This window comes from Streptomyces natalensis ATCC 27448, from assembly GCF_000935125.1.
GTDB lineage: Bacteria > Actinomycetota > Actinomycetes > Streptomycetales > Streptomycetaceae > Streptomyces > Streptomyces natalensis.
In genome coordinates this window covers 134,981-159,019 of record NZ_JRKI01000010.1, presented here as the reverse complement: position 1 = coordinate 159,019, position 24,039 = coordinate 134,981, and the positions used below count along the sequence as shown (strand labels likewise).

Below are 24,039 nucleotides of genomic sequence, written 5' to 3'. Positions count from 1 at the left end.
CTCCCATGGGTGGGGGGTAAGAGGCCAGTGGGGGCGAGCGTCGTATGTCGCGACGAGCGGCACCCAACCGCCCACAGGTCCCCCACGGATTTACTCCCACCCACAACGGGGAGGGGCCGGGCCGCAGGACGAAGTCCGGAGGCGTGGCACCGCACCCGAAACACCTACGCCCGCCGCTGGGGGTACCTCCCAGCGTTAGCTGGGGGAGCAACGGCGGGAGAGCCACAACCGTCGGCCCAGGCAAAGCGCAGCGGACGGGCGCAACGGCGAGAAGATCCGCGGCGCCGCAGACAAAAACGTGGGGCCTAAACTCGGGCGGGTGGATACGACCCTTCAGGACCCGCTAGAGGGCCAGCTGCTCGACGGCCGCTACCGCATCCAGGCGCGCATCGCCGCAGGCGGCATGGCGACGGTCTACCGGGCCTTGGACACCCGGCTCGACCGCGTGCTCGCGCTGAAGGTGATGCACCCGAGCCTCGCCACCGACGCGGCGTTCGTGGACCGCTTCATCCGGGAGGCGAAGTCGGTCGCGCGGCTGTCGCACCCCAATGTGGTGGGCGTCTTCGACCAGGGCACCGACGGTACGTACGTCTATCTGGCGATGGAGTACGTCGCCGGGTGCACCCTGCGCGATGTGCTGCGCGAGCGGGGCGCCCTCCAGCCGCGGGCCGCCCTGGACATCCTCGAGCCGATGCTCGCCGCCCTGGGGGCCGCGCACCGCGCCGGGCTGGTCCACCGGGACATGAAGCCGGAGAACGTCCTGATAGGCGACGACGGCCGGGTCAAGGTCGCCGACTTCGGGCTGGTGCGCGCGGTGGACACCAACACCACCGCCTCGACCGGCTCCGTTCTGGGCACCGTCTCCTATCTCGCGCCCGAGCAGATGGAGCACGGCACCGCCGACGCCCGGGTCGATGTCTACGCCTGCGGTGTGGTGCTCTACGAGATGCTCACCGGCGGCAAACCGCACACCGGCGGCACCGCGGCGCAGATCCTCTACCAGCATCTGCACGAGGACGTTCCGCCGCCGTCCGCCTTCGTACCGGGGCTGGCGCCGGAGCTGGACGATCTCGTCGTGGGCGCCACCGCCCGCGACCCGCAGCGGCGCCCGTACGACGCGGTGGCGCTGCTGTCGCAGGCCCGCGCGGTCCGCAGCGCGCTGACCGACGAGCAGCTGGACGTGGTGCCGCCGCAGGCCCACGCGGTGCCCGCCGGCGACACCGAGCGCACGGACGTCCTGCCGCGGATCGGCGCCGCGCCGCTGCCGGACGAGGCGGAGCTGAACCGCACCAGCCTCCTGGAGGTCCCGCCCGCGGAGCAGACCACCCGGCTGCGCCCGGCGCCCGCCGCGGCGGCGCCGCGCGGCGGGCTGGTGCAGCGGCACAAGCTCCTCGCCGTCGTCGCGGCGGTCCTGCTGGTCCTCGGCGTGGGCACCGGCGTGTGGTACGTCAGCGCCGGCCAGTTCACCACCGTCCCCGCCGTCCTGGACATGCCGCAGGCCAAGGCCGTCAAGACGCTGCGCGACGACGGTCTGGGCGTGAAGGTGGAGCGCGGTTTCAGCGCGAATGTGGCGCGCGGCCATGTGATGAAGACCGATCCGGGACCGGGCAAGCGGATCCGCGGTACGGGCACGGTCACGATCACCGTCTCGCGCGGCCCGGACATCGTGACCGTTCCGGATCTGTCGGGCACCCCGGTGGCCGACGCCAAGCGCCGGCTGCGCGATCTGGGGCTGAAACCGTCCACCGTGCGGCGCGAGTTCAACGATGACGTCGCCAAGGGGTCGGTGATCCGTACGGACCCGGCCGGGGGCACCAAGCGGCATCCGGACACGGCGGTGGCGCTGACCGTCAGCCGGGGTTCGGAGATCTCCGTACCGGATGTGGTCGGCGACGACCGCGCCGATGCGGTGGATTCGCTGCGCGGGGAGGGCTTCAAGGTCGAGTTCGCCGACCAGCCGGTGTTCTCCGAGGAGGACAAGGGCACCGTCGCCCAGCAGTCACCGGGCGCGGCCACCCCGCTCGGCAAGGGCGACACGGTCACCCTCACGCTCTCCAAGGGCCCGCAGATGGTCACCGTCCCGGACGTCACCGGCCAGAACACGGCGGACGCCAAGAAGGCGCTGACGGATGCCGGGTTCCAGGTCGAGGTGAAGAAGCCGTGGCTCTTCCCGCAGGACGTGGTCGAAAGCCAGTCCGTCGAGGGTGATCAGCAGGCTCCCAAGGGCAGCACGATCACCATCAGGCTCAAGGGCGCCCTGTAGGTGCCGTGCAGGTGTCCGGCGGCCGTCCCGGGGGACGGCCGCCGCGGCGCACCTGGCACCCTGGGAGCGTGAGTACAGCCGAGCACGACGGGCAGCGCGCCCGCGCACGTAATCCGGTCGGCGGCCATGTGCCGGTGGCCGGCGGCCTGGCGAGGACCGGCCTTCCCTACGCCCGTGAGATGGGCGCCGAGACCGTGCAGGTCTTCGTGGCCAATCCGCGCGGCTGGGCGACCCCGCCCGGCACCCCGGCCCAGGACGAGGTCTTCCGGGCGGCCTGTGCGCAGGAGGACATCCCGGTCTACGTCCATGCCCCGTATCTGATCAACTTCGGGTCGCACAACGAGGCGACCGTCGAGAAGTCGGTGGCGTCGCTGCGGCACTCGCTGCGGCGCGGGCGGGAGATCGGTGCGCTCGGGGTGGTGGTGCACACCGGCTCGGCGACCGGCGGACGGCCGCGCGCCGAGGCGCTGGCGCAGGTACGGGAGCGGATGCGGCCGCTGCTGGACGAGCTGACGCACGACGACGACCCGTGGCTGCTGCTGGAGCCCACGGCCGGGCAGGGCGCCTCGCTGTGCTCGCTGGCCGAGGATCTGGGCCCGTACTTCGACGTCCTTGACCGCCACGCCCGGCTCGGGGTCTGTCTGGACACCTGCCACGCCTTCGCGGCCGGTCACGACATGGCGGCGCCGGGCGGGATGAAGGCGCTGCTGGACGAGCTGGTGGAGGTCACCGGCGAGGGGCGGCTGAAGCTGATCCACGCCAACGACTCCAAGGACGTGGTGGGCGCGCACAAGGACCGCCACGCCAACATCGGCGCCGGTCACATCGGCGCGGACCCGTTCGCCGAGCTGTTCCGCCATCCGGCGACGGACGGCGTGCCGCTGGTCATCGAGACGCCGGGCGGCAAGGAGGGGCATGCGGCGGATGTGGCGCGCCTGAAGGAGCTGCGGGCGCCGGGCGCCGCGTGAGGGGTGCCCGGGGCTCAGAGCTCCGGGCCCTCCCCCGGTTCCTCCTGGTACGAGTAGCGCTGTTCGCGCCAGGGGTCGCCGAGATTGTGATAGCCGCGTTCTTCCCAGAATCCGCGGCGGTCGGCCGTCATGTATTCGATGCCACGGACCCATTTGGGGCCCTTCCAGGCATAGAGCTGGGGCACGATCAGCCGGACCGGAAAACCGTGTTCGGCGGTGAGCAGTTCGCCGGAGCGGTGGGTGGCGAAGATGCAGTTCTCGGCGGCGAAATCGTCCAGCCGCAGATTCGAACTGAACCCGTACTCGGCCCACACCATCACATGCGTGACGTCCGGCGCGGGCGGCGCGAGGTCCAGGATCGTTTGGGTGCGGACCCCGCCCCATTCGGCGCCCAGCATGCTGAATTTCGTGACACAGTGCATATCCGCGACGACCGTGGCATACGGCAGGGCCGTGAATTCCTCATGCGTCCAGCAGTGCTTTCCGCCGTCCTTGGTGGCGCCGAAGGCGCGGAACTCCCAGCGTTCGGGGCGGAACTTGGGGACCGGACCGTAATGCGTCACCGGCCAGCCCCGCTGCAGACGCTGCCCCGGAGGCAGCTGTGGATGCCCCTCTTCGCGGCTGTGCGGCTGACCCATGCCTCCATGGTGTCAGACCGTGAGGGGTGCCGATGACCAGGGAGGGAAGGATTCGGGCAACTCGTACTAAGCGTGAACTTACTGGACTGTGCGCTCCGCGCGGTGCGAGGATGCGCGGCACCTGCCCAGTTCCCGCGCGGAAGGAGCCCGCAGCCATGCAGGGCGACCCCGAGGTCATCGAATTCCTCAACGAGCAGCTGACTGCCGAACTGACCGCGATCAATCAGTACTTCCTGCACGCCAAGATGCAGGAGAACTTCGGCTGGCCGAAGCTTGCGAAGTACACGCGCAGCGAGTCCTTCGACGAAATGAAGCATGCGGAGGTCCTGACGGACCGCATTCTCTTCCTCGAAGGGCTGCCGAACTATCAGCGGCTGTTCCATGTGCGCGTGGGCCAGACCGTGACCGAGATGTTCGAGGCGGACCGGCAGATCGAGGTCGAGGCGATCGACCGGCTCAAGCGCGGAATCGAGATCATGCGCACCAAGGGCGACATCACCTCGGCGAATATCTTCGAGGACATCCTCGCGGACGAGGAGCACCACATCGACTATCTCGACACCCAGCTGGAGCTGGTGGAGAAACTCGGCGAGGCGCTCTACATCGCCCAGCTGATCGAGCAGCCGAGCTGACCGTACGGTCCGGGCCGGCCGTACGGGCCGGGCTCACCGGCGGGGCTACGCGGCCTCCTGGAGCGCCACGGGCACCACTGCGGCCACCTCCGCGACCGGCGGCGCAGGCGCGGCCGTGGTGCCCAGGGGCTCGGGGCTGCCGCTGTCGATGAGCTCACGGCGCGGGCATGCGCCACGGCCGAGCAGCTGCTGGATACGGCGTACACAGTTGCCGCAGTCGGTGCCGGCCTTGCAGGCGGAGGCGATCTGGCGGGGCGTGCAGGCGCCCGTGCCCGCGTGTTCGCGGACCTGCTGCTCGGTGATCCCGAAGCATGAGCAGACGTACACGCGGTTTCACCTCCGTAGGGATGCCCCGGCTCACGGCGGTCCCGTCGGGCCCGCGATCTTGAGTGAGGTAACCCTTACCTTACCTGGCCCGCGGGACGGCGACAATGCGCGGATACGCCGATGGGGCGCGGATCACAGGATCCGCGCCCCATCGGCGTATACGGCCGGGCCCTACTGGTCGCGGTACATCTCCGCCACCAGGAACGCCAGGTCCAGCGACTGGCTGCGGTTGAGCCGCGGGTCGCAGGCGGTCTCGTAGCGCTGGTGCAGATCGTCGACGAAGATCTCGTCGCCGCCGCCCACGCACTCGGTGACATCGTCACCGGTCAGCTCGACGTGGATACCGCCCGGGTGCGTGCCGAGACCCTTGTGGACCTCGAAGAAGCCCTTGACCTCGTCCAGCACGTCGTCGAAGCGCCGGGTCTTGTGGCCGGACGCCGCCTCGAAGGTGTTGCCGTGCATCGGGTCGCAGATCCACGCCACCTGGGCGCCGGAGGCGGTGACCTTCTCGACCAGCTGGGGGAGCTTGTCGCGGACCTTGTCCGCCCCCATGCGGGTGATGAAGGTCAGCCGGCCCGGCTCGCGCTCGGGGTCGAGGCGCTCGATGAGGGTGAGCGCGTCCTCCACCGTGCTGGTCGGGCCGAGCTTGACCCCGATCGGGTTGCGGATGCGGGAGGCGAACTCGATGTGCGCGCCGTCCAGCTGCCGGGTGCGCTCGCCGATCCAGACCATGTGGCCCGAGACGTCGTAGAGGTTGCCGGTGCGCGAGTCCACGCGGGTCAGCGCCGACTCGTAGTCCAGGACCAGCGCCTCGTGGGAGGCGTAGAACTCGACGGTACGGAACTCCTCCGGGTCCACCCCGCAGGCGTTCATGAAGTTCATCGCGCGGTCGATCTCGCGGGCCAGCGCCTCGTAGCGCTGACCGGAGGGCGAGGACTTCACGAAGTCCTGGTTCCAGGCGTGCACCTGCCGCAGGTCGGCGTAGCCGCCGGTGGTGAAGGCGCGCACCAGGTTGAGGGTCGCGGCGGAGGCGTTGTACATCCGCTTGAGCCGCTGCGGGTCCGGGATCCGGGCCGCCTCGGTGAACTCGAAGCCGTTGACGGAGTCGCCGCGGTAGGTCGGCAGCGTCACGCCGTCGCGGGTCTCGGTGGGCTTGGAGCGCGGCTTGCTGTACTGGCCGGCGATCCGGCCGACCTTGACCACCGGGACGGACCCGGCGTAGGTGAGGACGGCGCCCATCTGGAGGAGCGTCTTGAGCTTGTTGCGGATGTGCTCGGCGGAGACGGCGTCGAAGGCCTCCGCGCAGTCGCCGCCCTGAAGCAGGAACGCCTCACCACGGGCGACCGCTCCCAGGCGCTCACGCAACTGGTCGCACTCGCCCGCGAAGACGAGCGGCGGATAGGACTCGAGCTCCGCGATCACATCGCGCAGAGCCTCTTGGTCCGGCCAGTCAGGCTGCTGCGCCGCGGGCAGGTCTCGCCAGGTGTTGCCACCGGCGTGGGTTTCAGCGTTCACGGTCACGAACACCACATTACGGGGTCCCGACGGGGGTCCAGCACGTCGACCGGAGTGTGAGACGGCCCGTGGACACACCACCGCAACGAAGCCGCCGACCCGGCATCGGCGGCGCCGTCGGGTAGGGTGCCCCCCATGCACGCGCCGACAGCCATGAACATGACCTGGTGGTGGACCGCTTCTCCGGCGGCCCACTGATTCGCGCGCACACCACAGACTCCGCGAAGGCCGCCCCAGGGGCGGCCTTCGGCGTATGTACGGCAGGCCGTCCCTCCCCCCTCCCATGAGTGAGAAGGACGAGGACCATGCATCTGACCGAGCTGCTCGCCGACGACCGCCCCGCCCGCCCGTCGCCCGCCACCGCCCTCGGCCGACTGCTCTACGAGCAGACTCCTTTTGCTTTGCTGCGCCGCCGTACCCCCGGCCGGGATCAGGACACGGTGGAGGTCCTGACCGGCCCGGTCGCCTCCTACGACCGGCTCGCCGACCTTCCCGAGGGCCTGGCCCTGGTGCCGTTCCGGCAGATCAGGGAGCGCGGTTTCGACGTCCGGGACGACGGCACCCCGCTGCTGGCACTGACTCCCGAGGAACGCTGCGAGGTGCCGCTCGCCGAGGCCCTGGCACAGCTCCCGGCGCATGAGGTGCGGGTGGCGGACGGGGCCTTCGATGTGTCCGACGAGGAGTACGCCGAGATCGTCGGGCGGGTGGTCCGGGAGGAGATCGGCAGCGGCGAGGGCGCGAACTTCGTCATCCGGCGGACCTTCGAGGGCGCGATCCAGGACTTCGGCCGGGCCGATGCGCTCGCCCTGTTCCGGCGGCTGCTGGTCGCCGAGCGCGGCGCGTACTGGACGTTCGTGGTGCACACCGGGGAGAGGACGCTGGTCGGGGCCAGTCCCGAGGTGCATGTGCGGATGAGCGGCGGCACGGTCGTGATGAATCCGATCAGCGGGACGTACCGCTATCCGGCCGGCGGACCGACCGCCGACGATCTGCTCGGCTTCCTCGCGGACGGCAAGGAGATCGAGGAGCTCTCCATGGTCGTCGACGAGGAGCTGAAGATGATGTGCACCGTCGGCGACATGGGCGGCGTGGTGATCGGGCCGCGGCTGAAGGAGATGGCACATCTGGCGCACACCGAGTACGAGCTGCGCGGGCGGTCGTCGCTGGATGTGCGGGAGGTGCTCAAGGAGACGATGTTCGCGGCGACGGTCACCGGGTCGCCCGTACAGAACGCCTGCCGGGTCATCGAGCGCCACGAGCCCCTCGGACGGGACGGCGCGGGCCGCGGCTACTACGCGGGCGCGCTGGCGCTCATCGGGCGCGATGCCGGCGGCGCCCAGACCCTCGACTCCCCCATCCTCATCCGCACCGCCGACATCGATGCGGCCGGGCGGCTGCGGGTGCCGGTCGGGGCGACCCTGGTGCGCGGTTCGGATCCGGCGGGCGAGGTGGCCGAGACGCACGCCAAGGCGGCGGGGGTGCTCGCCGCGCTCGGTGTGCGCAAGGCTCCGGCGGGCGGGGGCGGGGGCCGCACGGCGGACGCCGCGCCGCCCCGGCTGGCCGACGACCCTCGGGTCCAGGCGGCGCTGGACGCCCGCCGCGCCGATCTGGCCCCCTTCTGGCTGCGGATGCAGACCACCGCACCGATCGCCGCGCTGCGCGGCCATGCGCTGGTCATCGACGGCGAGGACACCTTCACCGCGATGCTGGCGCATCTGCTGCGCACCTCGGGGCTGACGGTTTCGGTGCGCCGCTACGACGAGCCGGGGCTGCGTACGGCCGCGCTCGCCCATGAGGGCCCGGTCGTGCTGGGCCCCGGCCCCGGCAACCCGTCCGACGCCGCCGACCCCAAGATGCGGACGCTGCGGGCGCTCGCCGCCGACCTGCTGCGCGAACACCGTTCAGCACAGCAGCGCGGAGCGCTTCCCGCGAAGGGTGGTGGCGGGCGACGGGTGGGCCTGCTCGGCGTGTGCCTGGGCCATGAACTCCTCGCCGGCGAGCTGGGGTTGGAGATCGTCCGCAAGGAGGTGCCCTTCCAGGGCGCGCAGGAGCGGATCGACTTCTTCGGGCGCACGGAGACGGTCGGCTTCTACAACACCTTCACGGCCCGCTGCGACGAGTCCACGGCCGCCGAACTGGCCATGCACCGCATCGAGTTGAGCCGCGATCCGCGGACCGGGGACGTGCATGCGCTGCGCGGTCCCGGCTTCGCGGGCGTGCAGTTCCACCCCGAGTCGGTGCTGACCCTGGACGGCGCCGCGATCACCGCTCGGCTGCTCGCGGCTGTCCTTGTGTGACCAGCATGTTCTCGTTGGTGCGGTGGGCCAGGTAGTCCTCGACGTTGCCGACCGTGGCGTCGATGATCTGGCCGACCGCGTCCCGGGTGAAATACGCCTGGTGCGAGGTGACCAGCACGTTCGGGAAGGTCATCAGGCGGGCGAGGATGTCGTCGTCCATGACGTCGAGGGACTTGTCGAAGGTGAAGATCCCGGACTCCTCCTCGTAGACGTCCAGTCCGACGCCGGCGAGTTTGCCGGTCTTGAGGGTGCCGACCAGGGCCGCGGTGTCGACCAGGCCGCCGCGGCTGGTGTTGATCAGGATCGCCTCGTTGCGCATCGCGGCCAGCGCGGCCCGGTCGACGAGGTGACGGGTCGCCGTCACCAGCGGGACGTGCAGGCTGATCAGGTCGGCCTCGGCGAACAGCCGCTCCTTGTCCGCGTACGTCATGCCCAGCGCGAGGCAGTTGGGGTTCTCGGCGATGTCCCAGCCCAGGAGGTGCATGCCGAAGCCGTGGGCGATCCGGGTGAACGCCTCGCCGATCCTTCCGGTGCCGAGCACGCCCACGGTACGGCCGCGCAGATCGCGGCCCATCAGCCCGTCCAGCCGGAAGTCGAAGTTCCGGGTGCGGTGGGCGGCGAGGACGATCCGGCGGTTGACGGCCAGCGCGAGGCCCCAGGCGAACTCCGCGACCGCGTACGGGGAGTAGTCCGCGACCCGGCCGATGGTCATGCCGAGGTCGGCCGCGGCCTCCAGGTCGATGTTGTTGAAGCCGGTGGAGCGCTGGGTGATCATCTTGGTGCCGCCGGCGGCGAGGGTCTGGAGCACGTCGGCGCCGAGGTCGCCGTTGACGCTGGAGCTGACGATTTCGTAGCCGTGCGCGATCGGGGCGGTGTCGCGGTTGATGACGACGCCCAGGCTGCGCACCTGGTGACGGCCCTCAAAAGCCTTCTCCAGCGGCGCCCGCTCATCCGCCTGCACCCCGAAGGCGACGATCTCCACGTTCTCTCCCGCCGGTACGGTTTGCCCCGTATACGCGCAATGGGCCGTATATGTCGCGTACGGCGAATATACGGCCCATGGGCGCGCGGCGCCGGGTGGAACACCGGCCTGCGGCCCCTCCCCGTCGGCCGGAGAATCCCCGGCCGACGGACCTCAGCCGAAGAAGACCCCCGCCTCCGCGTACAGCGCCGGATCGACGGTCTTCAGCTTGGCGGTGGCCTCGGCAATCGGGACGCGGACGATGTCGGTGCCGCGCAGCGCGACCATCTTCCCGAAGTCGCCGTCATGGACCGCGTCGATGGCGTGCAGCCCGAAGCGGGTGGCCAGCCAGCGGTCGAAGGCACTGGGCGTACCGCCGCGCTGGGTGTGCCCGAGGACCGTCGTCCGGGCCTCCTTGCCCGTGCGGGACTCGATCTCCTTGGCCAGCCATTCGCCCACGCCCGAGAGCCGGACATGGCCGAAGGAGTCGGTGGAGTCGTCCTTGAGGACCATCTGGCCGTCCTTGGGCATCGCGCCCTCGGCGACGACCACGATCGGCGCGTAGCGGACCTTGAAGCGGGATTCGATCCAGCCGCAGACCTCGCCGATGTCGAAGCGCTGCTCGGGGATGAGGATGACATTGGCGCCGCCGGCCAGGCCGGAGTGCAGGGCGATCCAGCCGGCGTGCCGGCCCATCACCTCGACGACCAGGACCCGCATATGGGATTCGGCGGTGGTGTGCAGCCGGTCGATGGCCTCGGTGGCGACGCCTACGGCGGTGTCGAACCCGAAGGTGTAGTCGGTGGCCGACAGGTCGTTGTCGATGGTCTTGGGGACGCCGACGCACGGCACGTCGTGTTCGCCCGACAGCCGGGTGGCGACCCCCAGGGTGTCCTCGCCGCCGATCGCGATCAGCGCCTCGACCTCGTACTTGGCGAGATTGTCCTTGATCCGGCGGACGCCGTCCTCCTCCGTGAACGGATTGGTCCGCGAGGAGCCGAGGATGGTGCCGCCGCGCGGCAGGATCCCGCGGACCGCCGTGATGTCCAGCGGCACGGTGTTGCCCTCCAACGGGCCGCGCCAGCCGTCCCGGAAGCCGACGAAGTCATATCCGTATTCCTGGGTGCCCTTACGGACGGCGCCCCGGATCACCGCGTTCAGACCAGGGCAGTCGCCGCCGCCGGTGAGTACTCCGACCCGCATCGCTTCACCTACATCCCGTGTCGACGGCCGCGCACGGCCGTGCATGACGTGTATGAGCAGACGCGGTCACGCTAATGGTGATCCAGGTCACTCCGGGATGGGGCACCTGTCGATTTCGTGGCGGTACAGGTGAGTTGACGGCACGGCATTCACTCGTACGAGGGGAACCCCTGGCGGTGCACGCGCCATCGGGCAGGCCCTCGACCGGCCCTACGCGTCGTCCAGGCCGCGCTCGATGGCGTAGCGCACCAGCTCCACGCGGTTGTGCAACTGGAGCTTGCCGAGGGTGTTCTGGACGTGGTTCTGCACCGTGCGGTGCGAGATGACCAGGCGTTCGGCGATCTGCTTGTACGAGAGGCCCTTGGCCACCAGGCGCAGCACCTCGGTCTCCCGCTCCGTCAGCTGCGGGGCGCCCGGTTCGTCCGGTGTGGCGGGGGCCGGTTCGGTGGCCAGGCGGCGGTATTCGCCCAGGACCAGACCGGCCAGGCCGGGGGTGAAGACCGGGTCGCCGACGGCCGTACGGCGCACCGCGTCGAGCAGTTCCCCGGTGCTCGCAGACTTCAGCAGATAGCCGGTCGCACCGGATTTGACGGCCTCCAGGACGTCGGCGTGCTCACCGCTGGCGGAGAGCACCAGCACCCGCAGCCCCGGCAGGGAGCCGACCAGTTCCTTGCACACCTGGACGCCGGGCAGCTCCGGCAGATTGAGGTCGAGGACCAGCACATCGGGTGCGGCGGCACGGGCCCGGCGCACCGCCTGGAGGCCGTCGCCGGCCGTCGCCACCACCTCGAACCCGGCCTCGGCCAGATCCCGCGCGACCGCGTCCCGCCACATCGGGTGGTCGTCGACCACCATCACCTTCAGGCCCGTGGGGCCCGTCCGGTCGTTCACGCTCTCGCCTTCCCCCTGCCCTTGGGCTGCGTGCCCTTGGGAACCGTCAACTCCACTTCCGTGCCCTGGCCGGGGACCGAGATCCACTCGGCGCGGCCGCCCAGCTCCCGCAGCCGGCCGCGGATCGACAGGGCCACCCCGAGGCGGCCCTCGCGCTCGGCGTCGGCGAGGCGGCCCTCGGGGATGCCGGGGCCGTCGTCGCGGACCGTGACGATCACCGCCTGCGGTTCGTCCTCGACCAGGATCCACGCCTGGGCACCGGCCCCGGCGTGGACCCGTACATTGTCCAGCGCGGCACCGACAGCGGCCGCCAGCTCCGCCGCGGCGGCACCCGGCAGCTCCACCGGGGCGCCGGGTTCGGAGAAGGTGACGCCGGCGCCCGCGTACGGGGCGAGCAGGGCGCGGACGTCGCACGGGCCGCCGTCCGGCGTGCGCGGCGCGGCGGTGACCGGGGCCGCGGCGGGCTGCACCGGCGGCTGCGCGGTGCGCTGCGGCATCAGCCCGCCGGAGACCAGCGTGCGCAGCGCGACCTCCTGTTCGCCGGCCATCCGGCCCAGTTCGGCCGCCTCGCCGCCGATCGCGGCGCCGCGCCGCTGCACCATCGCCAGCACCTGGAGCACGCTGTCGTGGATGTCGCGGGCCAGCCGCTCACGTTCGCGGGTGGCGGCCTCTATCTGGAGGGCGCGGGCCAGGGTGCGCTCACTGGCGCGGGCGACCTCGACGACATAGCCGATGGCGACGCTCGCCACCCACACCAGGACGACGTTGTGGATGGTGTCGCGTGCCAGGTCCTGGCGCTCGGCGAGGTTGGTGACCGCCACCAGGGCGGAGGCCACCGCGGCCCAGCGCCAGCCGCGCTTGATCGCGAAGCCCAGGACCGCGCCCGCCGTCCAGATGGAGGGCAGCGTGGGCCCGCCGTCCATGATGCGGGCGTGGGTGTCCACCAGGGGCGTCAGCAGGATCCCGCCGACCGCGAAGCCGAGGTCGGCCAGCAGGAAGTGCCGGGTGCAGCGCTCCGCGGAGGTGGTGCACCGCCAGGTGAAGCCCATCCAGACGGTGAGCGCCGCCATGTACGCGGCGGCGCCCAGCGGATGGGCGTACTGCTGGTAGGAGAGCGCGAACAGGCACAGGACGTAGCCGAGGGTGAGGATGCGGTAGCCGGTGAGCGCCCGCCACAGCGGCAGCTCGACGGACATCCGCAACACCCTTGGCGGGCGCTTGCCGTGGCGCCTGGCGGCGCCGCTCACCGTCCCTATATCGGCATCCGTCATGCCGGCCCCCCACCCCTCGCCGGGCGCCGCTAGGCCCCGGCCGCCTCGGCCTTCCCCGTCTCGGCGGGCTTGCCGGCCGCCTTGTTGGCGTCCGCCTCCGCCTTCTTGTGCGCCTCCGCCGCCTTCGCCGCGTCGGCGATCTGCCGCTTGGCCGCTGTCGCGTAGATGTCGACGTACTCCTGGCCGGACAGCTTCATGATCTCGTACATGACCTCGTCGGTGACCGACCGCAGGATGAAGCGGTCGCCCTCCATGCCCTGGTAACGGGTGAAGTCCAGCGGCTTGCCGATACGGATGCCCGGCCGGATCATCTTCGGCACGATCTTGCCGGGGGGCTGCACCTTCTCGGTGTCGATCATCGCCACGGGGATGACCGGCGCCCCGGTGGCCAGCGCGACCCGTGCCAGACCGCCCGGCTTGCCGCGGTAGAGCCGGCCGTCCGGGGAGCGGGTGCCCTCCGGGTAGATGCCGAACAGCTCACCGCGCTCCAGCACCTCGATGCCGCTCTTGATGGCCGCCTCGCCCGCGCCGCGGGCACCCGAGCGGTCAACGGGCAGCTGGCCCACGCCCTTGAAGAACGCGGCGGTCAGCTTGCCCTTGATCCCCGGGGAGGTGAAGTACTCGGACTTCGCGATGAAGGTGACCTTGCGGTCGAGCACCGCGGGCAGGAAGAAGGAGTCCGAGAAGGACAGATGGTTGCTCGCGAGGATCGCCGGACCCTCGGCGGGAACGTTCTCGATGCCTTCCACCCAGGGGCGGAACGCAAGCTTGAGCGACCCGCCGATGGAAAACTTCATTGCGCCGTAGATCAACCGACTGCCTCCTGTGTGTGACGCAAAGACCTTAACCTGCCCCGGCCCCCCGCTTGCCGCGGCGGGGCTGCGACGGCCCGATCCGGTGCGGAATGGGGCGCGGGCCCAACGGCCGGGCCGGGTGGGGCACACCCGAGCCGCGCGGTGGCCGCCGGATCTATCCGCTCCGCGTCGCTCCGCGTACGCTGAGGTAACCCACCAGGCCCCTTTATCGATCGGAGTTCCCCGGTGCCGCTCCTTCCCGGAGCCGAGCCGTTCCGCCGTGACGGCGGAGAGGTCGGCGTGCTCGTCTGTCACGGCTTCACCGGCTCCCCGCAGTCCGTACGCCCCTGGGCCGAGCATCTGGCCGACCAGGGGCTCAGCGTCGCCCTGCCCCTGCTGCCCGGGCACGGCACCCGCTGGCAGGACCTTCAGATCACCACCTGGCAGGACTGGTACGCCGAGGTCGACCGCGAGCTGCGCGCGCTCACCGAGCGCTGCACCAAGGTCTTCGTCTGCGGCCTGTCGATGGGCGGCGCACTGGCGCTGCGCCTGGCCGCCCGGCACGGCACCGCGATCAGCGGCGTGGCCCTGGTCAACCCTGCCAACAAGGTCCATGATGCCGCGGCCGGGCTGCTTCCGGTGCTGCGGCATCTCGTACGGACCACGAAGGGCATCGCCAGCGATATCGCCAAGCCGGGCGCCGAGGAGGTCGGCTACGACCGGGTGCCGCTGCACGCCGCCTACTCGCTGCGCCGCTTCTTCCAGCAGGTGGACTCCGAACTGCCCGGCGTCACCCAGCCGTTGCTGGTGATGACCAGCCCCCAGGACCATGTCGTACCGCCCGCGGACTCCGAGCGGATCCTGGCCCGGGTGTCCTCCACGGACGTGCGGCATCTGCTGCTGGAGCGCAGCTACCACGTCGCCACGCTCGACCACGACGCGGAGAAGATCGGCGCGGAGACGGTCGCCTTCATCACCCGGCTCGCGGCCGAGGCGGCGCCGGGCGGCGCCGCGGAGGAGGCGGCGGCCCGTGGCGGAGCGTAGCCCCCGCGACCCCCGGGATCCGCTGGACGAGGAGGCCGCCTGGGCCGAGATCGTCGCGGGCTACGGCGAGCAGCCGGAGTTCCCGACGGCGGACGAGCGCCCGGCGAGGACGGGCCCGGACAAGGGCGACGCGGGGGACGAAGCGGGGGACGACGCCATGGACGAGGGCCCGGCCGGTACGGACACCAAGACCGGCAAGGGCGCCGCGGGCGCGCGTCCGGGCTCGTTCATCGTCTTCGCGCCCGGTGTGGGCCCGCGCGACTGGTCCGCCGCCGAGGCGTCCGACGACGACTTCGACGCAACGGACGAGGGGCACTTCACCCCGCCCGAGCCGCCCCCGCTGCCCCAGGCGGACGTCACCACGAAGTTCGCCTGGATCGCCGTACTGGGCGGGCCGCTGCTGCTGGTGGCGATGGTGATCATCCAGCAGCCGGTGACGTGGTGGATCGCCGTCCTCGGCATCGGCGGCTTCCTCGGCGGCTTCGCCACGCTGGTCGGCCGGATGAAGAACGACGGCGGGGACGACGACGACCTGCCGGGCGGGGGCGCGGTGGTGTGAGCCGCCACTGAGCCCCCTAGGCCGCGGCCGGTACCCGCAGGGTCGCCAGCACCGGCAGATGGTCGGAGGCGGCCTCCAGGTCCGCCTGCCGCACTCCGGGGAGCCCGTGCGGGACCCCGCACCCGAGCACCTCGACGCCCTCGCTGACGAAGACCGCGTCGATCCGCTGATACGGCTCCCGGGGCGTGGAGGTCATCTCCCCGCCCCGCGGCCGGGCCGCCCAGGCGTCCGTCAGCGCGCCCGCCAGCCGCCGGAAACTCCGGCCGTCCGGACGGTCGTTGAGGTCCCCGCCCGCGACCGCGTACGGCGCGTCCAGCAGCACCAGCCGCTCCAGCAGCAGCCCGGCCTGCGCGTGGCGCTCCGCGTCGGCGAGGCTGAGATGGCAGCTGAGCACGCCCAGCCGGGCACCGGCGATCCGCACCACTGCGGTCGCGAAACCGCGTTGGTGCAGGCCGCGGGTGCGCGGCAGCAGGATGTCCTCGGTGCGCTCCACATGGGCGCGCAGCGTGGAGAGGATCATCGGGCCGGCGGTCGTGGCGCCGCCGGTGACGTAGACCAGCCCGGCGGAACGGGCCAGCCGCTCGGCGGCCTTGCGCCAGCGGAAGAACCGCGGCGCCTCCTGGACCAGGACGAGATCGGGGGCGCAGGCACGGAGGACCCGGGCCAGCGCCGCCCGGTCGTCGCGCAGCGAGCGGATGTTGTAGCTGAGCACCCGGATGACCGCCGAGCCGCTCACGTCACCGGTGTCGGGCGCAGGGCCCTCGCCGGTGGCGCTCGCGAGAAGTCGGGGGTGCTCAGCCACCGCGCCTCTCAGCCCTGGCGCGCCAGGTCGGCCGCGCCCACCAGACCGGCCTTGCCGCCGAGCTGGGCGGCGAGGACCTGGGCGTGCGGGCGGTACTGGTTGCCCACCAGCCAGCGGCGGAAGGACTTGCGGATCGGGTCGAGGACCAGCTCGCCCTCGTCCGAGACGCCGCCGCCGACGATGAAGGCGGACGGGTCGAAGAGCGAGGCGAGGTCGGCCAGGCCCGCACCGGCCCAGCGGGCCAGTTCACGGAAGGAGTCGATGGCGACCTTGTCGCCCTGGCGGGCGGCGGCGCTGATGTGCTTGCCCTCGATGCCCTCGGGGGTGCCGTCGCCGAGCGAGAGCAGCACCGTGGCGTTCTCGGGGGTGGCGAAGGCGCGCTGCTTGGCGTAGCGCAGCAGGGCGCGCCCGGAGGCGTACTGCTCCCAGCAGCCCTGGCTGCCGCAGCCGCACAGCAGGCCGTCGGGCACCACCCGGATGTGGCCGAATTCCGCGGCGACGCCGAAGCGGCCGCGGCGCAGCTTGTTGCCGATGATGATGCCGCCGCCCAGGCCCGTGCCCAGGGTGATGCAGATGACGTCGCTGTGGCCCTGTCCGGCGCCGAACTTGTACTCGCCCCACGCCGCGGCGTTGGCGTCGTTCTCGACGACCACGGGGAGGCCGACGCGCTGTTCGACCTTGTCCTTGAGCGGCTCGTGGCGCCAGTCGATGTTGGGCGCGAAGAGGACCGTGGCCCGCTTCTCGTCGACATAGCCGGCCGCGCCGATGCCGACCGCCTCGATCTGGTGGCCGCTGCCGACCGTGCGGACCGCGTCCGCGATCGCCTCGGTCAGGGCGTCGGTGGCCTGCGGGGTCGGTACCTGGCACGTCTCAAGGATCGAGCCCTCTTCGTCGACCACGCCGGCCGCGATCTTCGTGCCGCCGATGTCGACGCCGATGGTGAGTCCCATGTGTCCCTCAGTTTTTCGCTCGGCTCCCCGCCGGGATCAACCGTACCGGAGGAGGGACCGCCTTCCGTGTCCTCGTCGCCGCTGACGGGGGCGGGACGTCAGTCGAGGTCGATCCGCTCGGTGCCGGTGGGGCCGCCGTCGTCGTCGCGCGGGTCGGTGGAGCGGCCCTCGGGGCGCCCGTCCGTCCCGTCGCGGGTCCAGCGGCGTTCGCTGCGCTCGACGGCGGAGCGGTAGGCGGCGAGGAGTTCGGATCCGGCCGCGGCGAGATGGTCGAAGACATCGGGGTTGCGCTCGATGACCGGCTCGACGGCGGCCTTGGCCTGCCGGAACAGCTGGCTGACGGCGCTCTGTGCGGCGATGCCGCCCAGGGCTCCGGGCAGCTGGATCCCGGCGAGCTTGTCGGTGACGGCCTCGGCGAGCTTGCGCAGCTCGTCGGCGGCGCTGCCCGGCGGCGGGCCGTACTGGCCGCGGCGGCGGGCCTGCTCCGCCGCGAGGTCCTCGGCGCAGGCGGTCTCCCAGGCATCGGCGTCGTGGCCGTCCGTACGGTCGGCGGGGCGCTCGGTGGCATCACTCATGGTGGTCTCCGTGGACTCCAGCGGCGGGCTACTCCCGACGTTACCCGAATGGTGGTACGCCGTTCAGGAACTCTCCCCGGGGCCGGCCGCACCGCTCTGGGGCCACAGTCCGGGGTCGGGGGTGAAGCGGATGTCGAGGACGCCGCCGTGCAGTCCGGCGCCGGAGACCGAGCAGCGGCGCAGCGCGGACGGCAGCGTACGGATGCGGCGGAAGGGGCCGACGGTGACGACGATTTCGTCGCCGCGGCGCACCAGGCCGAGGCCCTCGCGGCGGGCGCCGGGCAGCGGGACCCGCCACAGCAGGATGCCGTCGGTGGCGAGGCGGTCCTCCATGGTCCAGGAGTCGCCGCCCGGCCCGGTGTCGCCGATCTCGCCGGCGGGCCCGTCGATCAGCTCGTCCAGTTCGTCGACGCCCTGCGGGTCGCGGCCCAGGTGCGGCACCTCGTGCACCGGCACATCGGGGAATTCCTCGCGCAGCGCCTTCAGGGCGGTCTGCTGACTGCCGGAGAGGCCGGCGAGGAACGGGTCGGCGGAGCCGGTGGGCAGCAGCCGGTTGACGACGATGGCGTCTGTGTGGCGGCCGTGCAGGGCCAGCCCGGCGCGGAGCGCCCGCAGCTGGGCCAGCGCGAGGGGGCCGGGGTCGGTGACCAGGCGGACGCGGGTGCCCGGCGCCTCGATCACCCGCTGGACGGCGGCGAGTTCGTGCTCCCAGCGGCCGGCGGCCTCGTACAGCTTCTGGGCCGGCATCGGGACCCCGGCGAGCTGGGCGAGCACCGGGCGCAGGGCGCGGGCGGCCTGGCGTTCGGGCGGCAGGAGGCGGCGCAGATAGCGGCGGACCTGGGCGGGCAGGGCGAGCAGCCGGATCGTTTCGGCGGCCGGCGGCATATCGAGGACGAGCAGGTCCCAGGCGCCCGAGGCGTGCTCGGTGCGCAGGGCGTGCAGCAGCGCGAAGGGCTCGGAGCCGGGGAGTTCGGTGAGTTCGTCCTCGTCCAGGGGGGCGGCGCCGAGCAGATCGAGGGCGGCTCCGGCGCGTTCCTGGAAGGCGAGGAACTCCTGGCGGAAGCGCTCGCCGGAGTCGATGCGGCGGGCGTGCAGGCCGGGGGCTATCGGGGTCGCGGCATCCGCGGCCGGCGCCGTGCCCAGTACGGCCTCGGCCGTCTCGCCGCCGGTGGTCAGCAGCAGGACGCGCGCTCCCCGCCGGGCGCCGGCCAGGGCGGTCGCGGCGGCGAGCGTGGTGCGGCCCGCGCCGCCGGGGCCGGTGAACAGGAGGGTCTGCACGCTCAGAGCTTCTTGCCCTCGTCGGCGGCGGAACCCTCGGCGGACCCGCTCTCCACGCGCTTCTTGAGACCGGCCAGCGCCCGGTCGATGATGACCTTCTCCGCCTTGCGCTTGATCATCCCGAGCATCGGGATCTTCACATCGACGGTGAGCCGGTAGGTCACCTCGGTGGCGGCGCCGCCGCGCACCGCCGCGAGCCGGTAGGAGCCGTCCAGCGCGCGCAGCATCTGCGATTTGACCAGCGACCAGGCGACCTCGTTCTCGCCGGTCCAGGTGTAGGCCAGGGTGTGGTCGTCCTTGATGGCCCCGGCGTCGAGCACCAGGCGCACCTGCTCGGCGCGGCCGCGGTCGTCCTTGGCGAGCACCTCCGCCTCCTTGACCTCGCCGGTCCACTCCGGATAGCGGTCAAAGTCGGCGATCACTGACATCACTTCGGCGGGCGCCGCCTCGATCGTGATGCTTGAGCTGGTGTGTTCGGCCATCGCCGTGACTCCTCCATGCCTTCCATGCCGATGCGCGGTCCGCCGACCGGGTCCGCCGACTCGCGTCAAGCCCGTAAAGCCCGTCAACTCCGTGTCTGTGCTGCTGAAGGCTACCGCGCGGGGGCGAAGCGGCGGACGCGCGGCCGGATCCGCTCCCCGCCTCCGGATTCACCACTGAAGGACATACGGCGTCCCCGTCGCGTTGAAGTGCCCGACGTTGACGCACTCCGTGGCGCCGATCCGCATCCGGCGGACCAGCGGCTGATGGACGTGCCCGAAAAGGGAGTAACGGGGCCGGGTGGCGCGAATCGCCTCCAGCAGGGCCGTACTTCCCCGCTCGAAGCGGCGCGCGACGGTGTCGTAGCACAGCTCGGGCACCTCGGGCGGAATGTGGGTGCACAGCACGTCCACCTCCCCCACCGCGGCGATCTTGGCGGCGTATTCCTCGTCCCCGATCTCGTACGGGGTGCGCGCGGGGGAGGCCAGTCCGCCCCCGACGAACCCGAAGACCCAGCCGCCGATCTCGACCCGCTGCCCGTCGAGGACGGTCACGCCCTCCCCCGCGTACTCCTTCCACAGTCGCGGAATATCGACATTCCCGTAGGTGGCGTACGTAGGAGCGGGGAAGGCGGCGAACAGCTCGGCGTACTGCTTTCGCACCGCGTCCTCGATGACGGACTCGCGGCTGCGGCCCGCCCCTGTCACCTCTCCCCAGAGCCTTCGCCCCAGGTCACGGGCCTCCTCGAAGCGGCGGGCGGTGCGCAGCTCGACCAGGGCGCGGGCGTTGTCGGCGCCGAACAGGTCGGGGAAGATGCCGCGCGAGTAATCGGCGTAATCGAGGAAGAGCACCAGGTCACCGAGGCAGACCAGGGCGTCGGCACCCTCTCCCGCGGCGGCCAGACCGCTGCTGTTGCCATGGACGTCACTGACCACATGCACACGCATGGCGCCACCCTAGATGCCCGGGGCAGATGCCGGGAGGGCGGTCGCGACCTGGGGTTACTTTCGGGTCGGCATCGTGCTGGACTAGTCTGCGCGGAGCAGTCCCCAGGCGTGTCGTAAGGCGTGTCGTAATCCCCTTGTAAAGCGTGTGACGCATCAAACATCTGGCCGTAACCCCCTATCCCAAAAGCGATACCGGTGGGTAACGTCCGGGCAGTCCACTCCCCCGCAGATCATGGACCGCAACCGGTGTTCACACAGCGTCGTGGCACCGGCGCCAATGAGGAGCAGCACCTTGCGCGAGTTCAGCCTTCCGGCCCTGTACGAGGTCCCTGCCGACGGCAATCTGACGGATCTCATCCGCCGAAATGCCGCGCAGCACCCGGATGTTGCCGTCATTGGACGCAAGGTGAACGGCCGGTGGCAGGACGTCACCGCCACCGCCTTCCTCGCCGAGGTCCGCGCCGTCGCCAAAGGCCTGATGGCCTCGGGCGTCAAGCCCGGCGACCGGGTCGGCCTGATGTCGCGCACCCGCTACGAGTGGACGCTGCTGGACTTCGCGATCTGGAGCGCCGGCGCGATCACCGTCCCGGTGTACGAGACCAGCTCCGCCGAGCAGATCCAGTGGATCCTCGGCGACTCGGGCGCGGTGGCCTGTCTGGTGGAGTCCCCGGCGCATGAGGCCACCGTGGAGGCCGTCCGCGACCGGCTGCCGGACCTGGAGAACATCTGGCAGATCGAACGGGATGCGGTCTCCCGGCTGCGGGCCGCGGGCGAGGACATCACCGACGAACAGGTCGACGAGCGCAGCGCGATGGCCGATGCGGACTCGCCCGCCACCATCGTCTACACCTCCGGCACCACCGGCCGCCCCAAGGGCTGTGTGCTCAGCCACCGCAGCTTCTTCGCCGAGTGCGGCAACATCGTCGAGCGCCTGCGCCCCCTGTTCCGTACGGGCGAGGCGTCCGTCCTGCTCTTCCTGCCCATCGCGCACGTCTTCGGCCGCATGGTGCAGGTGGCCGCGCTGATGGCCCCCATCCGCCTCGGCCACGCCCCGGACATCAAGAACCTCACCGACGATCTGGCGTCCTTCAAGCCGACCATGATCCTCGGCGTCCCCCGCGTCTTCGAGAAGGTCTACAACTCGGCGCGCGCCAAGGCGCAGGCCGACGGCAAGGGCAAGATCTTCGACAAGGCGGCCGACACCGCGATCGAGTACAGCCGGGCGCTGGACAGCGCGGGCGGCCCCTCGCTCGGCCTCAAGCTCAAGTACAAGGTCTTCGACCGCGTCGTCTACGGCAAGCTCCGCGGCGTCCTCGGCGGCCGCGCCACCCACGCCATCTCGGGCGGCGCCCCGCTCGGCGAGCGCCTGGGCCACTTCTACCGCGGCATCGGCTTCACCGCCCTGGAGGGCTACGGCCTGACGGAGTCCTGTGCGGCCACCGCCTTCAACCCCTGGGACCGCCAGAAGATCGGCACGGTCGGCCAGCCGCTGCCCGGCTCCGTCGTCCGGATCGCCGACGACGGTGAGGTCCTCCTGCACGGCGAGCACCTCTTCACCGAGTACTGGAACAACCCCACCGCCACGAAAGAGGCCCTCTCCGACGGCTGGTTCCACACCGGCGACATCGGCACCCTCGACGAGGACGGCTACCTCGCCATCACCGGCCGCAAGAAGGAAATCCTGGTCACCGCGGGCGGCAAGAACGTCGCCCCGGCGGTCATCGAGGACCGTATCCGCGCCCACGCCCTGATCGCCGAGTGCATGGTCGTCGGCGACGGCCGCCCCTTCATCGGCGCGCTGATCACCCTCGACGAGGAGTTCCTCCCCCGCTGGGCCGAGGAACACGGCCACCGGGGCGATGTCGCCCCGGCCGACATCGCCGAGGACCCCGAGCTGCTGGCCGCCGTCCAGCGCGCGGTGGACGACGGCAACGCGGCCGTCTCGAAGGCCGAGTCGGTCCGAAAGTTCCGCATCCTGCCGACGCAGTTCACGGAGGAGTCGGGGCATGTGACCCCGTCCCTGAAGCTGAAGCGGAACGTCGTGGCGAAGGACTTCGCGGAGGAAATCGAGTCGCTATACCGCGCGTAGCGCGGGGTTTCTCCCCACCCGTCCGCTGCGCTTTGCCTGGGCCCCACTTTTTCGGCTTTCCCGCCGTAGGAGTCTCTCGCCGTTGCGCCTGCGGCGGGCGTGGGTTTGTACGGGTGCGGTGCCACGCCTCCGGACTTCGTCCTGCGGCGCGACCCCTCCCGTGAGTGGGGGTGAAAAGGCCGGTGGGGGTGCGCGTATCGACTACGTGCACCCCCACTGGTTTTTCTCCACCCCCAACGGGGAGGGGCCGGGCCGCAGGACGAAGTTCGGAGGCCCGGTCCCGCTGCCGAACAGCCCCGCGCAAGCGGCAACGCCCGCCGCAGGCGCTACGGAGGGAAAGCCAAACCGTCGGCCAAGGCAAAGCGCAGCGGACGGGCGGGGAAGCCGAAAACGTGGGGCGCTAAAGCAACCGCTTCAGCCGCTCGGCGAGCAGGTCCCAGCGCCACCGCTCCTCCACCCAGGCGCGCCCCCGCGCACCCATCCGCCGGCGCAGGGCGGGATCCTGAAGCAGGGCAACGAGCCGCTCGGCCGTGGGGGTCGGGGAACCCCCCGGGACCACCCATCCCGTCTCGCCATCGAGAACGGCGTCGGGGGCGCCCCCTGAGTCGCCCGCGACGACCGGCAGGCCCGTGGCGGACGCCTCCAGGTAGACGATGCCCAGGCCCTCCACGTCGAGGCCGCCGCGGCGCGTGCGGCAGGGCATGGCGAAGACGTCGCCGGCGCCGAAGTGGGCGGGCAGGTCCTCCCAGGGGACGGCGCCGGTGAAGCGTACGGAGCCGGCGACGCCCTTCGCCTGGGCCAACGCGCGTAGGTCCGGCTCGTAGGGGCCGCCGCCGACGATCAGCAGGACCGCGTCCGGGACCGCGGCGAGCACCGCGGGCATCGCCTCGATGAGGGTGTCCTGGCCCTTGCGCGGGACGAGCCGGGAGACGCAGACGATCACCGGGCGGTCGGTGAGGCCGAGGCGGGCCCGTACCGCCGCACCGCCCGAGTCGGGGTGGAAGGTCTTCTCGTCGACCCCGGGCGGGAGTTGGACCATACGGGCGGCGGCCGCGGGCGTGAGCGCGGCGGCGATCCGGGAACGGGTGTATTCGCCCAGGTACGTCAGGGTGTCGGTGCCCTCGCCGATACGGCGCAGCAGCTGCCGGGCGGCGGGGAGCTGCGCCCAGCCCGCCTCGTGGCCGTGCGTGGTCGCCACGATGCGGCGGGCGCCGGCGGCCCGCAGGGCCGGGGCCATCAGGCCCAGCGGCGCGGCCGCGCCGAACCACACGGAGGAACAGCCGTGTTCGCGCAGCAGGGCGGTGGCGCGGCGGGTGACCCGGGGCGTCGGCAGGAGCATGGTCGTACGGTCGCGGACCACCGTGAACGGCTGCTCGGCGTCGAAGGCGGCGGTGGCCGCGCGGCCCTCCTCGGTGTGCTTCCAGGTCGAGGCGTAGACGACGACCTGGGAGGGGTCCAGGCGCAGTGCCATGCTGTGCAGGAAGGCCTGGATGCCGCCGGGCCTCGGCGGAAAGTCGTTGGTGACGATCAGGGTCTTGTGCACGGTGGGTCTTTC

Annotated in this window: 22 protein-coding genes; 7 read left to right on the top strand and 15 right to left on the bottom strand. The window is 71.6% G+C overall.

Annotation, left to right across the window (positions count from 1 at the left end):
- Positions 1–319: 319 nt before the first annotated feature.
- Both pknB and SNA_RS09100 read left to right on the top strand, forming a co-directional pair.
- Entirely contained in the window at positions 320–2,263 is a 1,944-nt protein-coding gene (gene pknB / locus SNA_RS09105; RefSeq protein ID WP_044364249.1) for a Stk1 family PASTA domain-containing Ser/Thr kinase, read from the top strand.
- 68 nt (positions 2,264–2,331) lie between these two features.
- The gene (locus SNA_RS09100) at positions 2,332–3,231 is read left to right on the top strand and encodes a deoxyribonuclease IV (protein WP_030071681.1); all 900 of its coding nucleotides are present in this window, start codon (positions 2,332–2,334) and stop codon (positions 3,229–3,231) included.
- 14 nt (positions 3,232–3,245) lie between these two features.
- On the opposite strand, the gene SNA_RS09095 is transcribed toward SNA_RS09100, so the two are convergent.
- Positions 3,246–3,869, bottom strand: a complete 624-nt coding sequence (locus SNA_RS09095) for a sulfite oxidase-like oxidoreductase (protein ID WP_030071679.1) — start codon at positions 3,867–3,869, stop codon at positions 3,246–3,248.
- Between the two features lie 155 nt (positions 3,870–4,024).
- Here SNA_RS09095 and bfr point away from each other — a divergent pair, with 155 nt between their 5' ends.
- Positions 4,025–4,501, top strand: a complete 477-nt coding sequence (gene bfr, locus SNA_RS09090; protein ID WP_030071678.1) for a bacterioferritin — start codon at positions 4,025–4,027, stop codon at positions 4,499–4,501.
- A gap of 45 nt (positions 4,502–4,546) precedes the next feature.
- On the opposite strand, the gene SNA_RS09085 is transcribed toward bfr, so the two are convergent.
- On the bottom strand, positions 4,547–4,828 hold the full coding sequence (locus SNA_RS09085) for a (2Fe-2S)-binding protein (protein WP_044364248.1): 282 nt from the start codon (positions 4,826–4,828) through the stop codon (positions 4,547–4,549).
- 171 nt (positions 4,829–4,999) lie between these two features.
- On the bottom strand, positions 5,000–6,343 hold the full coding sequence (locus SNA_RS09080; protein WP_198535012.1) for a class II 3-deoxy-7-phosphoheptulonate synthase: 1,344 nt from the start codon (positions 6,341–6,343) through the stop codon (positions 5,000–5,002).
- A gap of 305 nt (positions 6,344–6,648) precedes the next feature.
- Between SNA_RS09080 and SNA_RS09075 the strand changes: the two genes are divergently transcribed.
- The gene (locus tag SNA_RS09075; protein WP_078969782.1) at positions 6,649–8,640 is read left to right on the top strand and encodes an anthranilate synthase family protein; all 1,992 of its coding nucleotides are present in this window, start codon (positions 6,649–6,651) and stop codon (positions 8,638–8,640) included.
- Here SNA_RS09075 and SNA_RS09070 read toward each other — a convergent pair.
- From SNA_RS09070 to SNA_RS09050, 5 genes are all read right to left on the bottom strand, one after another.
- Complete coding sequence (locus SNA_RS09070; protein WP_030071668.1) at positions 8,606–9,622, bottom strand: 2-hydroxyacid dehydrogenase; 1,017 nt, start codon at positions 9,620–9,622, stop codon at positions 8,606–8,608. The genes SNA_RS09075 and SNA_RS09070 overlap by 35 nt on opposite strands.
- 153 nt (positions 9,623–9,775) lie before the next feature.
- Complete coding sequence (locus SNA_RS09065) at positions 9,776–10,804, bottom strand: 6-phosphofructokinase (RefSeq protein WP_030071666.1); 1,029 nt, start codon at positions 10,802–10,804, stop codon at positions 9,776–9,778.
- Positions 10,805–11,014: 210 nt separating this feature from the next.
- On the bottom strand, positions 11,015–11,659 hold the full coding sequence (locus tag SNA_RS09060) for a response regulator (protein WP_044364333.1): 645 nt from the start codon (positions 11,657–11,659) through the stop codon (positions 11,015–11,017).
- Between the two features lie 32 nt (positions 11,660–11,691).
- Positions 11,692–12,966: a MacS family sensor histidine kinase gene (gene macS / locus SNA_RS09055; RefSeq protein WP_078969781.1), complete on the bottom strand. Its 1,275-nt coding sequence runs from the start codon at positions 12,964–12,966 to the stop codon at positions 11,692–11,694.
- Positions 12,967–12,995: 29 nt separating this feature from the next.
- Positions 12,996–13,763, bottom strand: a complete 768-nt coding sequence (locus tag SNA_RS09050; protein WP_030071662.1) for a lysophospholipid acyltransferase family protein — start codon at positions 13,761–13,763, stop codon at positions 12,996–12,998.
- A 243-nt stretch (positions 13,764–14,006) separates the two neighbouring features.
- On the opposite strand from SNA_RS09050, the gene SNA_RS09045 reads away from it, so the two are divergent.
- Positions 14,007–14,804 (top strand): alpha/beta hydrolase, encoded by a 798-nt coding sequence (locus SNA_RS09045; protein WP_030071661.1) that lies wholly within the window; start codon positions 14,007–14,009, stop codon positions 14,802–14,804.
- The gene (locus SNA_RS09040) at positions 14,791–15,363 is read left to right on the top strand and encodes a hypothetical protein (RefSeq protein ID WP_030071659.1); all 573 of its coding nucleotides are present in this window, start codon (positions 14,791–14,793) and stop codon (positions 15,361–15,363) included. Before SNA_RS09045 ends, SNA_RS09040 begins: the two co-directional genes overlap by 14 nt.
- A gap of 16 nt (positions 15,364–15,379) precedes the next feature.
- Here the strand turns inward: SNA_RS09040 and SNA_RS09035 are convergent, their stop codons facing one another.
- The 6 genes from SNA_RS09035 to SNA_RS09010 all read right to left on the bottom strand — a co-directional run bounded on the left by SNA_RS09035 (position 15,380) and on the right by SNA_RS09010 (position 20,395).
- A complete protein-coding gene (locus SNA_RS09035) occupies positions 15,380–16,099 on the bottom strand; it encodes an endonuclease/exonuclease/phosphatase family protein (protein WP_044364332.1) in 720 nt (239 codons plus the stop codon).
- A 74-nt stretch (positions 16,100–16,173) separates the two neighbouring features.
- A complete protein-coding gene (locus tag SNA_RS09030; protein ID WP_030071656.1) occupies positions 16,174–17,115 on the bottom strand; it encodes an ROK family glucokinase in 942 nt (313 codons plus the stop codon).
- Positions 17,116–17,213: 98 nt separating this feature from the next.
- Entirely contained in the window at positions 17,214–17,690 is a 477-nt protein-coding gene (locus SNA_RS09025) for a DUF5304 domain-containing protein (protein WP_044364243.1), read from the bottom strand.
- 63 nt (positions 17,691–17,753) lie between these two features.
- Positions 17,754–18,968: an ArsA family ATPase gene (locus SNA_RS09020; protein ID WP_044364240.1), complete on the bottom strand. Its 1,215-nt coding sequence runs from the start codon at positions 18,966–18,968 to the stop codon at positions 17,754–17,756.
- A 2-nt stretch (positions 18,969–18,970) separates the two neighbouring features.
- Positions 18,971–19,450, bottom strand: coding sequence for an SRPBCC family protein (locus SNA_RS09015; RefSeq protein ID WP_030071647.1), 480 nt, complete (start codon positions 19,448–19,450; stop codon positions 18,971–18,973).
- A 168-nt stretch (positions 19,451–19,618) separates the two neighbouring features.
- Positions 19,619–20,395: a metallophosphoesterase family protein gene (locus SNA_RS09010; RefSeq protein WP_030071645.1), complete on the bottom strand. Its 777-nt coding sequence runs from the start codon at positions 20,393–20,395 to the stop codon at positions 19,619–19,621.
- A 292-nt stretch (positions 20,396–20,687) separates the two neighbouring features.
- Between SNA_RS09010 and SNA_RS09005 the strand changes: the two genes are divergently transcribed.
- The gene (locus SNA_RS09005) at positions 20,688–22,484 is read left to right on the top strand and encodes an AMP-dependent synthetase/ligase (RefSeq protein WP_044364238.1); all 1,797 of its coding nucleotides are present in this window, start codon (positions 20,688–20,690) and stop codon (positions 22,482–22,484) included.
- A 400-nt stretch (positions 22,485–22,884) separates the two neighbouring features.
- Here the strand turns inward: SNA_RS09005 and SNA_RS09000 are convergent, their stop codons facing one another.
- Positions 22,885–24,027, bottom strand: a complete 1,143-nt coding sequence (locus SNA_RS09000; protein WP_030073175.1) for a glycosyltransferase family 4 protein — start codon at positions 24,025–24,027, stop codon at positions 22,885–22,887.
- Positions 24,028–24,039: the final 12 nt, after the last annotated feature.

Bases quoted from the DNA above. Each gene is read 5' to 3' on its own strand.
- SNA_RS09095 (WP_030071679.1), bottom strand. From the start codon at position 3,869: ATGGGTCAGCCGCACAGCCGCGAAGAGGGGCATCCACAGCTGCCTCCG.
- bfr (WP_030071678.1), top strand. From the start codon at position 4,025: ATGCAGGGCGACCCCGAGGTCATCGAATTCCTCAACGAGCAGCTGACT.
- SNA_RS09075 (WP_078969782.1), top strand. From the start codon at position 6,649: ATGCATCTGACCGAGCTGCTCGCCGACGACCGCCCCGCCCGCCCGTCG.
- SNA_RS09065 (WP_030071666.1), bottom strand. From the start codon at position 10,804: ATGCGGGTCGGAGTACTCACCGGCGGCGGCGACTGCCCTGGTCTGAAC.
- SNA_RS09060 (WP_044364333.1), bottom strand. From the start codon at position 11,659: ATGGTGGTCGACGACCACCCGATGTGGCGGGACGCGGTCGCGCGGGAT.
- macS (WP_078969781.1), bottom strand. From the start codon at position 12,966: ATGACGGATGCCGATATAGGGACGGTGAGCGGCGCCGCCAGGCGCCAC.
- SNA_RS09050 (WP_030071662.1), bottom strand. From the start codon at position 13,763: ATGAAGTTTTCCATCGGCGGGTCGCTCAAGCTTGCGTTCCGCCCCTGG.
- SNA_RS09030 (WP_030071656.1), bottom strand. From the start codon at position 17,115: ATGGGACTCACCATCGGCGTCGACATCGGCGGCACGAAGATCGCGGCC.
- SNA_RS09025 (WP_044364243.1), bottom strand. From the start codon at position 17,690: ATGAGTGATGCCACCGAGCGCCCCGCCGACCGTACGGACGGCCACGAC.
- SNA_RS09015 (WP_030071647.1), bottom strand. From the start codon at position 19,450: ATGGCCGAACACACCAGCTCAAGCATCACGATCGAGGCGGCGCCCGCC.
- SNA_RS09010 (WP_030071645.1), bottom strand. From the start codon at position 20,395: ATGCGTGTGCATGTGGTCAGTGACGTCCATGGCAACAGCAGCGGTCTG.